Origin of the sequence: Streptomyces sp. ISL-43 (assembly GCF_018614195.1) — a bacterium.
In the GTDB taxonomy this organism is placed as follows: domain Bacteria; phylum Actinomycetota; class Actinomycetes; order Streptomycetales; family Streptomycetaceae; genus Streptomyces.
This window is the reverse complement of record NZ_JAGGOT010000022.1, coordinates 19559-34280: the sequence shown is the minus strand read 5'-3', so window position 1 is coordinate 34280 and position 14722 is coordinate 19559. Positions and strand designations below refer to the sequence as shown.

Below are 14722 nucleotides of genomic sequence, written 5' to 3'. Positions count from 1 at the left end.
GTGGTTCAGACGCCGGAGGGCGTACGGGGCGTGCGGGGCGTGCGGGCGCGGCGCAGCAGCGCCGAGAGCAGTGCGGCCGCCGCCGTGAGGGAGAGCGCCATGACGGCGAACATCAGCCAGGCGGGCACGAAGGCCCCGCCGATCCCGATCGCGACGGCGAAGAGCAGCTGCACCACGGACGAGGCGAACTGCACACCGCTCAGGACGCGGCCGAGCACCGCGTCCGGCGTCTTGGCCTGGACGTAGGCGGGGAAGAGGATGCTCGAACAGCTCAGCGTGAGGCCGAGCGCCGTCGCCGCGGCCAGCGACCAGCCCATCCGCGGGATGACGGCGAACACCAGCATCGTCCCGGCGACCGCGAGCAGGGAGAGCACCAGCGTGCGCAGCTCGTCGCGGATCCGGCCCGCGTACCGGGAGATCAGTACTCCGCCCAGCAGCGCCCCGCCTCCCCAGACCCCCTCGAGCAGGCCGAAGCCGGCCGGACCCGCGCCCAGCTGGTCCTTGGCGAAGACCGGCAGGAGGACGTTGGCCGCGGCCAGGATGCTCGGCGGGAGGATGGAGAAGACGGTGACCAGCAGGTGGGTGCGGTCCGCGGCCACGACCTGCGCCGCGATGGCCAGGTCCTGGCGCCAGCCGTTGCGCGCCGCCGGGCTCTGCGCCGCGGCCGGTGCAGCGGCCCGGGGTACGAACAGCAGGCAGGCGGCGGCCGCCAGGTAGCACCCGGCGGCGGTCCACAGCCCGATGCCCACGCCGCCCCCGCCGACCAGGAGCCCGCCGAGCGCGGAGGCGGCGATACCGCCGCCCTGGGTGGCGATCTGCCAGATGGCGTTGCCGCTGACCAGCTTCCGGCGGGGGAGGACCTGGGGCAGCATCGCGCCGTAGCAGGGCAGCGTCACCGCGTTGCCCAGCCCCAGGAGCAGGGTGACCCCGTAGAGCTGCCACAGGGCGAGCGGACCCGCGGAGTGCAGCACGGCGAGGGCGATGACCGCGCCGGCCCTGGCCAGTTCGGCGATCCGGCCGATCAGCCTGCGGTCGTAGCGGTCGATGAGCACGCCGCCCTGCAGCGCCGCGAACAGGCTCGGCACCGTCATGGCGACCGCCAGACCGGCGATCTCCGTGCTGCCGCCGCCCTCGTCGATGAGGAGCCAGGCGGCCGCGATGAAGAAGATCCCGGCTGCGGCGACCGAGGTGAGCCGGGTGGCCAGCAGCGGCAGGAAACCGCCCGGGGCGAGCCCCGGGCCCGCAGGAGCGAGCGAGGTCATGCCGCGGTCCTCCGGCCGTCCACTGCCGCGACCGTCCGGCCGTCCGCCGCGGCGGCCCGCAGCCGGTCGAGGAACGCGGGGGCGAAGCGGCCCTCGGCGACCGGCTCGGCCTCGCCGGTCATGGTGACCGCGCCGTCCTCGCCGATCGAGATCCCGACGGATCCGCCGGCCATCTCGACCGTGACCCGCCCGTCCACCAGGCCGAGCCGGTGGGTCGCCGCCGCGGCGGCGCAGGCGCTGCTGCCCGAGGCGAGGGTGTAGCCCGCCCCGCGCTCCCACACCTCGATCTCGATCGTGCCGCGGTCCACCACCCGCGCGAACTGCACGTTGGTGCCCGCCGCGAACCGCGGGTGCCAGGCGATGAGCGGCCCCAGCTCCTTGGCGAGCGGGGCCGAGACCTCGTCCCGCACCACGACCGTATGGGGATTGCCCAGATGCAGGCTGGTGACGGTCAGGCGCTGGTCCCCGACGGCGAGCTCGGAGGTCACCCCCTCCTCGAAGGCGGGCAGCCCCATCTCCACCAGGACCCGGCCCGCGGCGAAGTCCAGTACCTCGGCGCGGGAGTCGCCCGCCACCGTCCGCAGGACGACGGACGGCCGCGCCGCCTCGTAGTTCTCCGCCAGGTACAGGGCGAACATCCGCAGGCCGTTCCCGCTCTTCTCGCAGGCACTGCCGTCGGAGTTGAAGATCCGCAGCTCCACCGGGGCGCCCGGCCGCGGAACGCCCAGCGGGCCGATCAGTACGCCGTCGGCCCCCACGCCCACGTGCCGGTCGCACAGCAGCCTGACCGATTCGGCGGTGGCGGTGAACTCCACCCGCTGGGGGTCCAGTACGAGGTAGTCGTTGCCCAGCGCCTGATACTTCGTGAAGTCGCTCATCGCTCTTCGCCCTCGGGTCGCGGTACGGGTCAGGCCGGACGGTCGGCGAGCGCGGCCTCGTCGTGGTCGTCGCCGTACCACTTCTCGCTCCAGCGGGAGAAGGCGACGATGACGATGTCCCGGTGGCCGGGGCCCCCGTCGGCCGACAGCACGTCCGTGACGTCGTGCGCCAGCGCCCGGTCGTCGAGCAGGACGGCCTGGCCGGGGTCGAGGGTGCCCTCCCAGAAGGGGGCGTCCGCGCCGGGCTCCCACAGCCGGGTCTCGCCGCCGGCCACGTTCTCGCGGCGGAAGACGGCGATCATGACGAACTCGTGTCCGTCGTGGTGCACGCCCTCGGGCGTCAGCGGGCCGGGCCGCCCGCCGTCCGCACGCGTGCGGTTCTGGTGGACGTTGATCTGCCAGTCCTCGGACCGGTCCAGACCGAGCGCCTCGGCGCCGACCGCGATCAGCGGGGTGAAGTCCACCTCGATCGGCTCGTAGCCGCGTCGCATGCCGCCGCCGACCGAGTTGAAGGTCTTGTAGGTGGTGTAGTCGCGGTGCGGCAGCAGTTCGAAGTGCCAGGTGTCGTCCTTGGGGGACAGCCGGTACTGGTCGAACCGCTTGAAGCGCGTGCCGTTGCCCATGTAGTCGTCGACCGGGAGGGCCTCGTAGCTGGCGAAGATCTCCGGGGAGACCTCGGGCAGGTCGATGACGGAGAAGCCCTGGGAGTTCAGGGGCATGACAAAGCCTTTCGAGCAGGGGAGCCGAGGGGGATGACGAGCGGGCGCACCGCGCCCGGCGGGCTCAGACGGCCGCTACGGGCATGCGCTCGTCGAGGTAGCGCGCGGAGGAGTTCAGGCGCCACAGGGTGCCGCGGGCGATGGCCCGGCGCATCCGGGCGGACTCGGCGGCCGGCACGACGACGTTGTGGAACCAACCCGCGGCGTGCTGCGAGTCGATCGTGATGTGCAGGCGGTGGTAGACGATGCCGATGTCCGGCAGGCCCAGGCGCTCCCAGGCGTGCACGACCTGCACGAAGCGGTCGGGAACCATCCACTCGGTCATCCCGAGGAAGCCGACGGCCTCCGGGTAGAACTGGCGGTAGCGCGAGAGCATCACCGCGAGGTTCCCGGACAGCAGCGCGTTGGCCGTGAGGCTGCGCTCCAGCTCGTCCTCCGGGATCTCGAAGACCTCGAAGATCTTGTTGAACAGCAGGGTGTGCACCTGCTCGAGATCGCCGTTGCCCATCTCGTCCCAGAAGTTCGCGGCGATCTCCATCTTGGCCGCGCCGGAGGTGCCGACCTGCATCATCGCCAGGAGGTCGTCGAAGCGTCCGTCGACCACGGACTCCTGCATCACGTAGGTGCGCAGGTCGTCGGCGGTCGCCTGGTCGCGGATGAACTCGTGGTAGTACGCGTGCTTGAACACCCGGTGGCCGCGGGCGAGCCGCTTGAGCCACGACAGGTAGGCGTGCGGGTCCTCGGGAGCCTCGTTCAGGAGGCCCGGCTCGATCCGGGCGTCTTCCGCGTGGGCCGTCGCGTCCTCGATCAGCCTGGTGATCTCGTGCACCACGACCGAACCCTCGGCCGTCGGGCCGTCGGGGATCAGCGTGTGCAGCCGGTAGATGCGTGCAAGGAGCAACTGCTGTGCGTAGAAAGCCTTCTGATTGCCGATCAGGGCTTCGTCGTTCAGGCCGCGGATGCCGGCGAGGAGGATTTCACGGGCCTCGCCCGCATAGGCGGCGTCGACCTCGGCGATGGGCTTGGTCAGCCACTCGGAGATCTCGTTGACGAAAGCCAGGGGATCGGTCGGTGCCGCGGTCCGAGCGTGCAGCTCACGGGTTTCCATAGATAAGTTCCTTGTGTATGTGTTCACGCCAATGGCCCAGCTGCCTGAATGGTCAGGGCATGAGGGGTGGCCGGCGCCGACGGCTTTGTCGGTTCGGTTTCGGCGAGCGCGCGCCTGAATTCTTCGATTCATCACGCCCGGGCGGAAGCCGGCGAGCGGATTGCCTGATTCCGGGCTTTTACTGCCAGCCGGCGTCGGCGGTCGTCGCCGACGGCGTGGGCTGCGGCGTGGGGCCCTGCCAGCCGGCGTCGTTCGCCGGGGCCGGCAGCGGATCCGAGCTCTGCCGGTCCGAGCCCGGCGCGACCTCGACGGCCGCGAGCTGGGCGAACGCGGTGCCGGCGGCGACCGAGGCGCTGATGCCCATTGCTACTGCGAGTACGACTGCCGTTCCCAGGACCTTCGCTCGACGCATCGTCATTCCCTCCCCGTATGCGGCTTCGGCGGATTCACTCATCGCCGATCACTGATTCTGATTCTGGTCAGTGGCCGATCCGACTTGAAGGGGATCCGGGACGGGCAAACTGGCCATGTCCTCAGGAGGACAAAGGCGGTTGGGGTGCGCCCGGGTGCGCCGTCACCACTCGGGGACGGGCAGCATCGGGACCTCGGCGCGCAGCAGCTGCCACCCGTCCAGCCACGGATGGGCGGCCCGGGCGGCCGACCACAGCGCCCTGGTGGAAGCCTCGGCGGCGTGCAGGGAGGCAGCCCGCAGGTAGACGCCGATGACGGGGTCGGCCGCGGTGTCGGCGTGGACGGCGACGTGCACGACCTCCGCGCGGCCCTCGGCGACGGCGGTCATCACCGAGGCGGTGTGGCCCGGCAGCAGCTCGCCGGCCGGATGGGACGACAAGTAGACATGGACGAGATACATGGGTGACCTTGGGGACGGTTGGGGGACTGACCGTGCGATTTGGGCTGAAAGCCGCTCCCGAACACCGATTTCCAGCCAGGAAACGCGACCGAAACCGGATTCCACGCTTAAGGAGCCGGGAGGAACTCCCGTGTCCGGCCGGATGCGGTCGGATAGTCTTGCTGTCACTATTCCGCGCGCGAAAGCGGAATGGGTGTGTAACGGGAGAAAATTGAATGCTGACTCGACTGGGGATTGATTCGGTCACCGAATCCGTGTACCGAACCATGCTGGCTCACCCGCAGGGCGACGTCCCAGGGTGGGCCGCCCTTTTGAGACTGTCCGAAGCGGAAGTGCGCCTGGCCCTGGGCCGGCTGAGTGAGCTGGCGCTGGTGCGCGCCTCCGCGGACGACTCGTGCCAGATTAGGGCCGTGAACCCGATCCTGGGCCTGGAAGCCCTGATCGCGCGTCAGCAGGCCGATCTGGCCGCACAGCAGCAGCAGGTCGAGGCGAGCCGGGCCGCCGTCGCGGAACTGGTCGCGCAGTACGCGCACCAGCACTCGCCGGCCGCGGGCGTCGGGATGCAGTACCTGGACGGGATCGACTCCATCCGCGAACACATCGAGACGTTCAACAGCCAGGTCAGGGAGGAGTTCTTGACCTTCGCCCCCGGCGGGCCGCAGACACCCGCCAACATGGAGGCTTCCCGGCCCATCAACCGCAGTCTGCTCGAACGCGGCGTGAAGATGCGGACCGTCTATCTCGACAGCATCCGCCGTGACCCGCCGACCGTAGTGCATGCCGAGTGGCTGGAGAGCCTCGGCGCGCAAATCCGTACCACTCCGAGCCTGCCGAACCGGATCATCATTTACGACCGGGAGGTGGCCCTGATCGCCGCCGACACCGACAACACCGCCGTCGGCGCGGTCGTCGTCACGAGCCCCGGCCTGATCGCGATCCTGTGCGCCCTCTTCGACAGCGTCTGGGAGTCCGCCGAGCCGCTCGGCTCCCCGGCCCGGCCCGACCCGGGAGAGCTCACCAAGCAGCAGGTCGAACTCATCCGGCAGATGGCCCTGGGCCGCACCGACGAGGCGATCGCCAACAGCCTGGGCGTCTCGACGCGCACCGTGCGCCGGGCCTCGGCCGGCCTCCTGCAGCACCTCGACGCGCGCAGCCGGTTCCAGGCCGGCGTCCATGCCGTCCAACGCGGCTACCTCCCTCCCTCGCCCGAATAGCCCCTCCGTACGGGCAGCGGCCCGGGCGGCCCCCTCGCGGACCCGCCCGGCCGCCGTACGCCCGTACGTCGGCCGACGGCGGCGACCTGGAAGTACCTGCCCCGGACGGCTCCCCCGGCACCCCGGCGGACTGGCCTTCAGAGGTCATGTCTCCTACTGGACAGGGGCGATCCCCCCTGCGGCTCCCCCCGGTGACTCATGATCCTGCTGAAGCGAAGCCGACGGCCTCGCGGCGGTCCGGCATCCGAGCCGGGAACCGACCAGTGGAAGGGGAGCGGTCATGTCCAACGGCAGAACCGTGCTGTTCGTCAACACCCGGCCGAGCCCCGCGGAGGCCGAGCCCTGCTACGAGGCGGCGCGTTCGCTGGGCCTGGACGTCGTCCTGCTCGCGGACAACCCGGTGACCGTGCAGGAGGGGTACCTCGCGGAGTGGGTGCGGGTGGACACCTTCGACCTGCCGGCGCTCGTCGCCGCGGCCCGCCGGGTCGCGGACGTCCGTGACGTCGTCGGAGTGGTGTGCTGGGGCGACCGCGACGTCGAAGGCGTGGCCGCGGTGGCCGAGGCCCTCGGACTGCCGGGCAACACGCCCCTCGCCGCCAGGGCCGCCCGCAACAAGGCGCTCACCCGCGCCGCCCTCGCGGACTCCTGCCCCGACCTGACCCCGGCCTTCGCCCGGGTGAGCACCGCGGAGGAACTGGAGCAGGCCCTCGTACGGGTGCCGCTGCCCGCCGTCCTGAAGCCGGTCAGCGCCTCCGCGAGCAAGGGGATCTTCTCGGTCTCCACCTACGAGGAGGCCAGGGACGCCTTCGAGGAACTGCGGCGCTACACCGACCCGGCGAACGACCCGATCTTCCGCTACAACCCCGGGCAGCTCCTGCTGGAACAGCGCATCGAGGGCACCGAGCACAGCGTCGACGGCATCGTCCGGGACGGCCGGCTCGTCGCGGCGGCGGTCACCGACAAGTTCGTGCGGGAGCCGTTCTTCATCGAGTACCTCCAGACCCACCCCACCAGCCTCCCCCAGGAGGTCCAGGAACGCGTACTGGACGCCGCCGCGCGGACCGTCGGCGCCCTGGGCCTCGGCACCACGGCGATCCACCTGGAGCTGAAGGTCACCCCGGACGGCCTGCCCGTGGTGCTGGAGCTCAACAGCCGCACCGGCGGCGGCTACATCACCACCCACCTGATCCCGCTCAGCCGCGGCTACTCCTTCCTCCAGCAAGTGCTCATCGCCGTCTGCGGCCTCGGCCCGAACACGCCGATGCCCTACGCGCACCTGGTGGCCGGCTCCTGGCAGGTCCTCTGCGACCGGGAGGGCAAGCTCGGCGCCGTCGAGGGCGTCGCCGCCGCACTCGCCGTCCCCGGAGTGCTGCACTTCGCCCAGGACGCGCCCATCGGCAGCGCGGTCGCCCAGCCGCCCGCGAGCTTCACCAGCGCCGTGCTCGGCAGCCTCATCTCCCGCGGGCCCTCCCACGAGAGCGTGACGACAGCCCTGGAAGCCGCACAGGCCCTCGTACGCTCGGAAGTCGGGTAATCCCATGAACCAGCCCCTCGTCCTCGTCCTCGGCGGCGGCGGACCGGCCGGCCACGTCGCCGACTGGTCCCGCCGCACCGCCGGACAAGCCGCCCGGCGCGGCATAGGCCTGATCGTCGCCGACCTGCCCGAGAACCTGGCGGGCACCGCCGGCCTTCCCTCCGTCGTGGAAACCGCCGAAGCGGACTACCGGGACGCCGAGGCGTGCCGCGCGCTCGCCACCGCGATCCACGCGCGCACCCCGCTCGACGCCGTCGTCGGCTTCAGGGAGTACTCCCTGCTGCCGGCCGCGAGCGCCGCCGCCGCGCTCGGACTCCCCTGGAACAGCGTGGAGTCGATCCGCACGGCACGCACCAAGGACCTGTGCCGCGCCGCGCTGGCGGCCGCCGGGCTGCCCCAGCCGCAGTGCCACCGGATCGCGGATCCCAAGGACGCGCTGCGGCTGCTGGAGTCCCGCACCGGGCGGTGGATCGTCAAGCCCCGCGACGCCTTCGGCAGCGAGGGGGTCCAGCTCTACGAGGCCGGCGCAGGCCGCGAAGACCTCGCCGAACTGGTAGGCGCCGCGCTGGAGTTCAGCGACGAGGCACTGGTCGAGGAGTTCGTCGACGGCAGCGAGTACAGCGCCGAGGGAATCATCGTCGGCGGCGTCCCGCACGTCCTTGAAATCACGGCGAAGCGCACCACGGAACCCCCCTTCTTCGTCGAACTGGGCCACGAGCAGCCCGCCGCACTGCCGGGCGCCGTACGGGAGGCGGCCATCGACACCGTGCACCGCGCGGTCCGCGCGGTCGGGCTGACCCACAGCCTCTTCCACGTCGAGTTCTGGGTGACCGCGGACCGGCGGATCGTCTGCGGCGAGGTCCACTCCCGCACCGGCGGCGACTGGATCCACGCCCTGACCGAACACCGCAGGCCCGGCCTCGAACTCTTCGGCAGCGTCCTGGACGACGTACTGGGCCGCCCGGTGCACCTGCCCGTCGCGGACCCCGCCAGGCGCGCCGCCGTCCACGTCGCGGTCCCCCCGGCAGGCCGGCTGACCAAGGTGCTGGGGGCCGAAACCGCCCGCACCGAGCCCGGATGCATCGCCGTGGACGTCGTCGCCCGGCCCGGACAGCTCATCGCACCGCTACGGGACTCCTTCGCCCGCGGCGCGGTCGTGGCCGCCGGCACCGACCGGGGCGAGGACGCGGCCGCCCTCGCCGGACGCATAGCCGCCGGCCTGCGGTTCGAGACCGAATGAGCGACACGGCACTCGCCGGACCGCCGCCGGCCCTGTCCACCCGCGGACGAGCCGCCTCGGTGGCCCTCTTCGGAGCCGTCAACCTCTTCGTCCGCGGAGGCCTGGCCGTCCTCGGCATCATCGGCGCCCACGACCTCGGCTGGTCCCCGGCACTCACCGCGCTCCTCGTCGCCTACGCGACGCTGGCCATGCGCTTCGGCCGGATCGCCGTCGCGCCGCTCCTGGGCAGGGGCTCGGTCCGTACCGTCACCATGACGAGCATGACGGCCGTCGGCACCGGATTCCTGCTGCTGGCCGCGTCCCCCGCGCCGGGCCTCGCCTGGGTGGCGCTCACCCTCCTCGGCGTCGGCTACGGGGCCGTCGTCCTCTCCATCAAGGTCGCCCTGGTCAACGACCGGCCCCGGGAGGTCTTCCGGGGCCTGGGACTGCTCGCCACCGCCCTCAACGTGGGCGCCGCACTGGGCCCCCTGCTCAGCGGTGTCCTGCAAGCCGCGCTCGGCGGCCGCCCCAACTTCCTGATCCTCGGATGCGGCTCCCTGGCCTGCGCCGCCATGGCCGCCCTGCTGCCCGGAGGCCGGGCCCGCAGCGAAGTCCGCCTGGACCGGGCCTCCCTGAAGCTCCTGATCGACCGCCGGGTGGTGAAGCTGGTCGCCCTGCTCGCGGTCGCCTTCTGCTTCTACGCCCAGCTGTACGCCACCTTCCCGCTCCTCCTCCACGAGCGCACCGGCTCCGACAGCCTGCTCGGCGCCGTCTTCACCCTCAACGCGGTGGTCGTCATCGCCCTGCAGCTGCCGGTGACGGCGCTCGCCGACCGCAGCGAAGCGGTACGCCGCTACGGCAGCGGGGCGGGCCTGGCGATCTTCGCCCTGGCCTTCCTCGTCCTGGCCCTGTGGGACTCGGTGTGGGGCGTCCTGGCCGCCACCGCCCTGGCCAGCGTCGCCGAATGCCTGCTGCTCCCGCTGATCGAGGCCGAACTGGCCGAGCGGCTCGGACCCCGGGCCCTGACCGCGGCGTTCACGCTCTCCGCCATCGGGATGGGACTGGGCGAGTCCGTCGGCTCGTACGCCGGCGTGCGCTTCTCGCTCGCCTCGGACTCCTCGGCGGTCACCTTCCTGCTGGCCCTGGCCCTCGCCTCGGGCCTGGCCGGCCTCTGCGACGGCGTCGCGGCACACCGCCGCGGCGCCCCGACGAAACAGAACTGACGATCCCCATGCTCTTTGACGACTGGTACGCGAAGTCCGGCGTGCGCACGCAGCCGCCCCGCGTATTCGACGCCTCGCTCCCGGGACACCTGCCGTTCTCGGCCGCCGCCGTCCCCGAGATGAACCATCCGGCGGTCCTCGCCCTCGACCCGCGCGTGCGGTCCCGGATCCTGACCCAGCACCTCTACCGCTACCTGCGGTACACGGTGAACCTGGAGACCAGGGTGGTCAACCGCGCACTGACCCGGATGGCCACCGGGGACGTGGCGATGGACCTGAGCGCACAGACCCGGGAGGACGCGCTCAAGATCCTCACCGACGAGGGGTTCCACGCCCTCGCCAGCATGAACATGCTGCGCCAGGTCGTCGACGCCACCGGAGTCACCCCCGTCGCCTACGACTTCGACCCCGTCCTGGACCGCCTCGACGTGCCCGTCCGCAACCCGACGGCCGGCTACGACTCCGTCCGCCACCTGCTCCAGGCATGCGTCTTCGAGACGATGGTGACCTCCATCCTCGACCAGCTCCCCGCCGACGACTCCGTCCACCCCACCATCCGCGCCCTCGCGGCCGACCACGCCTACGACGAGCGCTACCACCACGCGTTCTTCTCCCGGTTCTTCCCCGAGGTGTGGACCTCGATCGACCCCTCCACCCGGCTGATCGCCGCCCGCGACCTGCCCGGACTGATCAACGCCTGCCTCGCCCCCGACCTGGCCACCTCGCGCGCCGCCCTGGCCGACGCGGGCCTGCCCCGGGACACCGCCGAGGACGTGATCCGCGACTGCTACGCCCCCGACGAGGTGTCGGCGAACACCCGCCAGACCGCCCGGCACACCCTGCGCCTGATGCAGAACACCGGCGTCCTGGACAGCGCCGAGGGCCGCGACGCCTTCGAGGAGGCCGGGCTGCTCCTGCCCGGCTCCGCGGCCGCCCTCCGGCCGCTCGCGGCTCCGTTCGCCGGCCCGCACATCGTCCCTCTCGCCTCCCCCCTCCCCGCGCCCCTCTAAGTACCGGCCCCGAAGGATGAGAAGAAGCAGATGAGCACGAAAACGACCTCGGCAGCCGCCACCCTCGCCCCGGCGGACATCCCCGCACCGGCCCTCGGCGCCGTACCCCCGCAGACGGTGTTCCCCGCCGCGCGGACGGGCGGCGCCCCCGGCGGCCAGATCACCGTGGGCGACGACATCGTCGCCACCGACACCCGCTGGAGCTTCGCCGGGGACACCCCCAGCCGCTTCGACGCACACGTCAACAAGAGCGTCCCGCTCTACCTGCACGGACACGAACTCATCCGCAAGTGCGTCGAGTTCTTCTCCCGGCCGGGCGGCACGATCATCGACGTCGGCTGCTCCACCGGCACCCTGCTCGTGGGCATCGCGGAGAAGCCCACCAGCAAGGACATCACCCTGGTCGGCATCGACATCGAAGCCGACATGGTCCGCGCCGCACGCGCCAACTGCGCGCACCTGGAGAACGTGACGATCACCCAGGGAGACGCGCTCACCACGGACTACTCCGGCGCCAACGCCGTGATCATGTACTACACGCTGCAGTTCGCGCCGCCCCACCAGCGCAAGGCGGTACTGGAGCGGATCTGCGACGGCCTGGTCGAAGGCGGCGCCCTGCTCCTCTTCGAGAAGGTCCTCTACCCGGACTCCCGGCTCCAGGACATGGTCCAGCAGCTCTACCTCGAGTTCAAATTCGACAACGGGTTCGGCGCCGACGAGATCTACAACAAGGCGCGCAGCCTCCGCTCGGTGATGGCCCCGCAGCCCACCGAAGCCACCTACGACCTGCTGCGCGGAGCCGGCTTCAGCAGCATCGTCACCATCCAGAAGTACCTGTCCTTCGAAGGCATTCTCGCTATCAAGTAAGGGGCTCGGGCCACCATGAGCACGATCAGTACCTATTACACCGAGGGAACCCAGTTCCTCTTCGAAGACCCCGAGTTCAGCGTCGTACGGGACTGCGTCCCCGGCCAGGCCTACGAGCCGGTCGTCGCCTCGCTCCTGTCCTCGGCCCTGCGCGAACCGGGCGCGAAGTTCGCCGACATCGGAGCCCTGTACGGCTTCTTCGCCTGCTGGGCCGCCCGCCACGTACCGGGCCTGAGCGTCGTCGCCTTCGAACCCGAGCCGACCTACGTCGACGTGATGCACCGCAACATCGCCCGCAACGGCGTCGACGTGCGGGTGGCCCAGGTGGCACTGACCGACAAGGAGGGCGACGTCTCCTTCCACGGCCGCACCGTCGAACCCGACGGGGAATGGTCCAACTGGCGCCGCGACTACCTGTCCTCGCTGCGCAACCTGCCCTCGCGCGTCCGCGACCGGCTCTCCGCCACCGGCTTCGAACGCCGGATCGTCGCCGGCCACAACGCCCCGGCGGCCGGCCTGCTCGCCGTACCGGGACGGACCTGGCAGGTCAAGCGCCGCAAGAAGACGGCCGTGGACGAGTCACACAGCGTGCCGGGCATCGACCTGGACACCTGGGCCCTGCGCGCCGACTGGTCGCCGACCGTCGCCAAGATCGACGTGCACGGCGGCGAGGGCCTGGTCCTGCGCGGCATGCGCGACACCCTGGCCCGCTCGGTCCAGCACCTCTTCCTCGAACTCCACACCCCGGACTACCTCGTCGACACCGGATACGAGGAGATCTTCGAGATCATCGAGGACGCCGGCCTGACCCTCTTCGAGGTACGCGGCTTCCGCCACAGCAAGGGCGCCCTGGTCCGGCTGACACCCGAACGCAAGAAGCGGATGTGCGACCCGCAGACCTGGACGCCCGAGGAGCTGTACTACATGCGGTTCCTGTACGCCTGCCGCACGCCGTGACCGGCGCCGACCGCGGGGCCCGGGCGCCCGTCCCGAACGCGCCGCCGACCGCCTGCGGGCCACGGTGAGCGCCTCGACGCGCCGGCCGCTGATCGGCGTCAGCACCTACCGGGAGCAGGCCCGATGGGGCGCCTGGGACCTGCCGGCCGACCTCGTCCCGCACGGCTACACCCACTGGCTGCGCGAGGGCGGAGGCCTCGTCGGGCTGCTCCCGCCGGCCGACCCGGCCCTGGCCGCCGCGGCCGTCGCCCGGATCGACGCCCTGGTCGTCCCCGGCGGCCCGGACGTCGACCCCGCCCGCTACGGAGCCGCCCGCGGCCCCCGCAGCGGCCCGCCGTCCCCCGGCCGGGACGACTGGGAACTCGCCCTGATCACAGCCGCGCTGGAACGGGGCATCCCCCTGCTGGGCATCTGCCGGGGTGCCCAGCTGCTCGCCGTCGCCCTCGGCGGAACCCTGGAGCAGCACGTGCCGGACCGGGTGGGCCACGACGGCCACTCCGGCCGGCCGGGCGCCTTCGGCCGCCACACCGTGCACCCGGCGGCGGGCACCCTGCTCGCGACGTTCCACCCGGAGCCGGTCGAGGTGGCCACCTACCACCACCAGGCCGTGGCCGATCCGGGCGCGGCCCTACGCGCCTGCGCCCACGCGGAGGACGGCACGATCGAGGCGGTGGAACTACCGGGCGCCCCCTTCGTCCTGGGCGTCCAATGGCATCCGGAGGCCACCGACGACTTCCGCCTGTCCGAAGCCCTGGCCACCGCGGCCACCGGCGGCCCGGCGCCCCTCAGCGGAAGATGCGCGCCGGGCCGGCCCGACGGCCACGCGGTTTCCGCTCAGCCGGCCGGCGGAGGGGTGGAGCGGGCGTAACGGCCCGCCAGCCGGCGCAGGTGGTCGACCAGTTCCGCCGGCTCGGTGACCTCGAAGTCGCAGTCGAGCATGCCCAGGTGCACGGCGATGGTCTGCACGGTGTCGCCGCCGGTGACCAGCACGCAGGTATCGGCGTCGAGCGCCTCGACCGTGCCGACCGCCGGGTTGATCCGCTCGATCACCGCCGCCGCGGGCGCGTGCACGGTCACCCGCGCGTGGTGGCGCCAAGCCGCCCCCGACACCCGCCGGGAGACGTACGCCGCGAGGTCGCCGCCGGGCGGCTCGCGTGGGGGGAAGCGCGGTCCGGCCGGGGTGCGGGGCCGGATCCGGTCGACCCGGAAGGTCCGCCAGTCCTCCCGCTCGACGTCCCACGCCACCAGGTACCAGCGCCGCCCCCAGTTCACCGCGCGGTACGGCTCCACGGTGCGTCGGGTGGGTGAGCCCGCGTGGTCCAGGTAGTCGAAGCGCAGCCGTTCCCGGTCGCGGCAGGCGGAGACCAGCGTGGTCAGCACGTCCGCGGAGACGACCGGCACCGGGCGGTCCGCCGGCACCGCCACGGTGTACGCGGCCAGCGCCCGCACCCGCCGGCGCAACCGCGAGGGCAGCACCTGCTCCAGCTTGCCCAGCGCCCGCAGCGAGGTCTCCTCGGTGCCGGGGACCGAGCCCTGCGCCGCCGTACGCAACGCGACCGTCACCGCGACCGCCTCCTCGTCGTCGAGGAGCAGCGGCGGCATCGCGGCGCCCGCGCCCAGCCGGTAGCCGCCGGTGGTTCCGCGCGTGGCGTCCACGGGGTAGCCGAGTTCGCGCAGCCGGTCGATGTCGTTGCGCACGGTACGGCCGCTCACCCCGAGCCGCTCGGCCAGTTCGGACCCAGGCCAGGCCCTCGGGGTCTGCAACAGCGAGAGCAGGCGCAGCAACCGCGCGGAAGTATCCATCACAAAACTCAGCCCGCTCTGTCATTAGGAAGAAATCGTTCCTATATCGAGAATATC

15 protein-coding genes are annotated in these 14722 nt (G+C 72.0%); 8 read left to right on the top strand and 7 right to left on the bottom strand.

Annotation, left to right across the window (positions count from 1 at the left end; genetic code table 11):
* Positions 1–5 precede the first annotated feature (5 nt).
* The 6 genes from J7F03_RS12305 to J7F03_RS12280 all read right to left on the bottom strand — a co-directional run bounded on the left by J7F03_RS12305 (position 6) and on the right by J7F03_RS12280 (position 4838).
* Positions 6–1262: an MFS transporter gene (locus tag J7F03_RS12305; RefSeq protein WP_214948795.1), complete on the bottom strand. Its 1257-nt coding sequence runs from the start codon at positions 1260–1262 to the stop codon at positions 6–8.
* Complete coding sequence (dapF, locus tag J7F03_RS12300; RefSeq protein ID WP_214948794.1) at positions 1259–2140, bottom strand: diaminopimelate epimerase; 882 nt, start codon at positions 2138–2140, stop codon at positions 1259–1261. The genes J7F03_RS12305 and dapF overlap by 4 nt, the downstream gene beginning before the upstream one ends.
* Positions 2141–2169: 29 nt before the next feature.
* On the bottom strand, positions 2170–2859 hold the full coding sequence (locus J7F03_RS12295) for a 2OG-Fe dioxygenase family protein (protein WP_214948793.1): 690 nt from the start codon (positions 2857–2859) through the stop codon (positions 2170–2172).
* A gap of 64 nt (positions 2860–2923) precedes the next feature.
* Complete coding sequence (locus tag J7F03_RS12290; RefSeq protein WP_214948792.1) at positions 2924–3967, bottom strand: iron-containing redox enzyme family protein; 1044 nt, start codon at positions 3965–3967, stop codon at positions 2924–2926.
* Positions 3968–4145: 178 nt separating this feature from the next.
* The gene (locus J7F03_RS12285; protein WP_214948791.1) at positions 4146–4379 is read right to left on the bottom strand and encodes a hypothetical protein; all 234 of its coding nucleotides are present in this window, start codon (positions 4377–4379) and stop codon (positions 4146–4148) included.
* A 162-nt stretch (positions 4380–4541) separates the two neighbouring features.
* Entirely contained in the window at positions 4542–4838 is a 297-nt protein-coding gene (locus J7F03_RS12280; RefSeq protein ID WP_214948789.1) for a hypothetical protein, read from the bottom strand.
* A gap of 311 nt (positions 4839–5149) precedes the next feature.
* Here J7F03_RS12280 and J7F03_RS12275 point away from each other — a divergent pair, with 311 nt between their 5' ends.
* The 8 genes from J7F03_RS12275 to J7F03_RS12240 all read left to right on the top strand — a co-directional run bounded on the left by J7F03_RS12275 (position 5150) and on the right by J7F03_RS12240 (position 13730).
* Complete coding sequence (locus J7F03_RS12275; protein ID WP_308379403.1) at positions 5150–6052, top strand: helix-turn-helix transcriptional regulator; 903 nt, start codon at positions 5150–5152, stop codon at positions 6050–6052.
* 280 nt (positions 6053–6332) lie between these two features.
* Positions 6333–7586, top strand: coding sequence for an ATP-grasp domain-containing protein (locus J7F03_RS12270; RefSeq protein ID WP_214948787.1), 1254 nt, complete (start codon positions 6333–6335; stop codon positions 7584–7586).
* A gap of 4 nt (positions 7587–7590) precedes the next feature.
* Entirely contained in the window at positions 7591–8826 is a 1236-nt protein-coding gene (locus J7F03_RS12265) for an ATP-grasp domain-containing protein (protein WP_214948786.1), read from the top strand.
* Entirely contained in the window at positions 8823–10028 is a 1206-nt protein-coding gene (locus tag J7F03_RS12260) for an MFS transporter (protein WP_214948785.1), read from the top strand. Before J7F03_RS12265 ends, J7F03_RS12260 begins: the two co-directional genes overlap by 4 nt.
* 8 nt (positions 10029–10036) lie before the next feature.
* Positions 10037–11038: a diiron oxygenase gene (locus J7F03_RS12255; RefSeq protein ID WP_214948784.1), complete on the top strand. Its 1002-nt coding sequence runs from the start codon at positions 10037–10039 to the stop codon at positions 11036–11038.
* 30 nt (positions 11039–11068) lie between these two features.
* A complete protein-coding gene (locus J7F03_RS12250; protein ID WP_214948782.1) occupies positions 11069–11905 on the top strand; it encodes a methyltransferase domain-containing protein in 837 nt (278 codons plus the stop codon).
* Between the two features lie 15 nt (positions 11906–11920).
* Complete coding sequence (locus J7F03_RS12245; protein WP_214948780.1) at positions 11921–12862, top strand: FkbM family methyltransferase; 942 nt, start codon at positions 11921–11923, stop codon at positions 12860–12862.
* Between the two features lie 64 nt (positions 12863–12926).
* Positions 12927–13730, top strand: coding sequence for a gamma-glutamyl-gamma-aminobutyrate hydrolase family protein (locus J7F03_RS12240; RefSeq protein WP_214948778.1), 804 nt, complete (start codon positions 12927–12929; stop codon positions 13728–13730).
* On the opposite strand, the gene J7F03_RS12235 is transcribed toward J7F03_RS12240, so the two are convergent.
* On the bottom strand, positions 13697–14668 hold the full coding sequence (locus J7F03_RS12235) for a YafY family protein (RefSeq protein WP_214948776.1): 972 nt from the start codon (positions 14666–14668) through the stop codon (positions 13697–13699). The two genes, J7F03_RS12240 and J7F03_RS12235, sit on opposite strands and share 34 nt — an antisense overlap.
* Positions 14669–14722 lie beyond the last annotated feature (54 nt).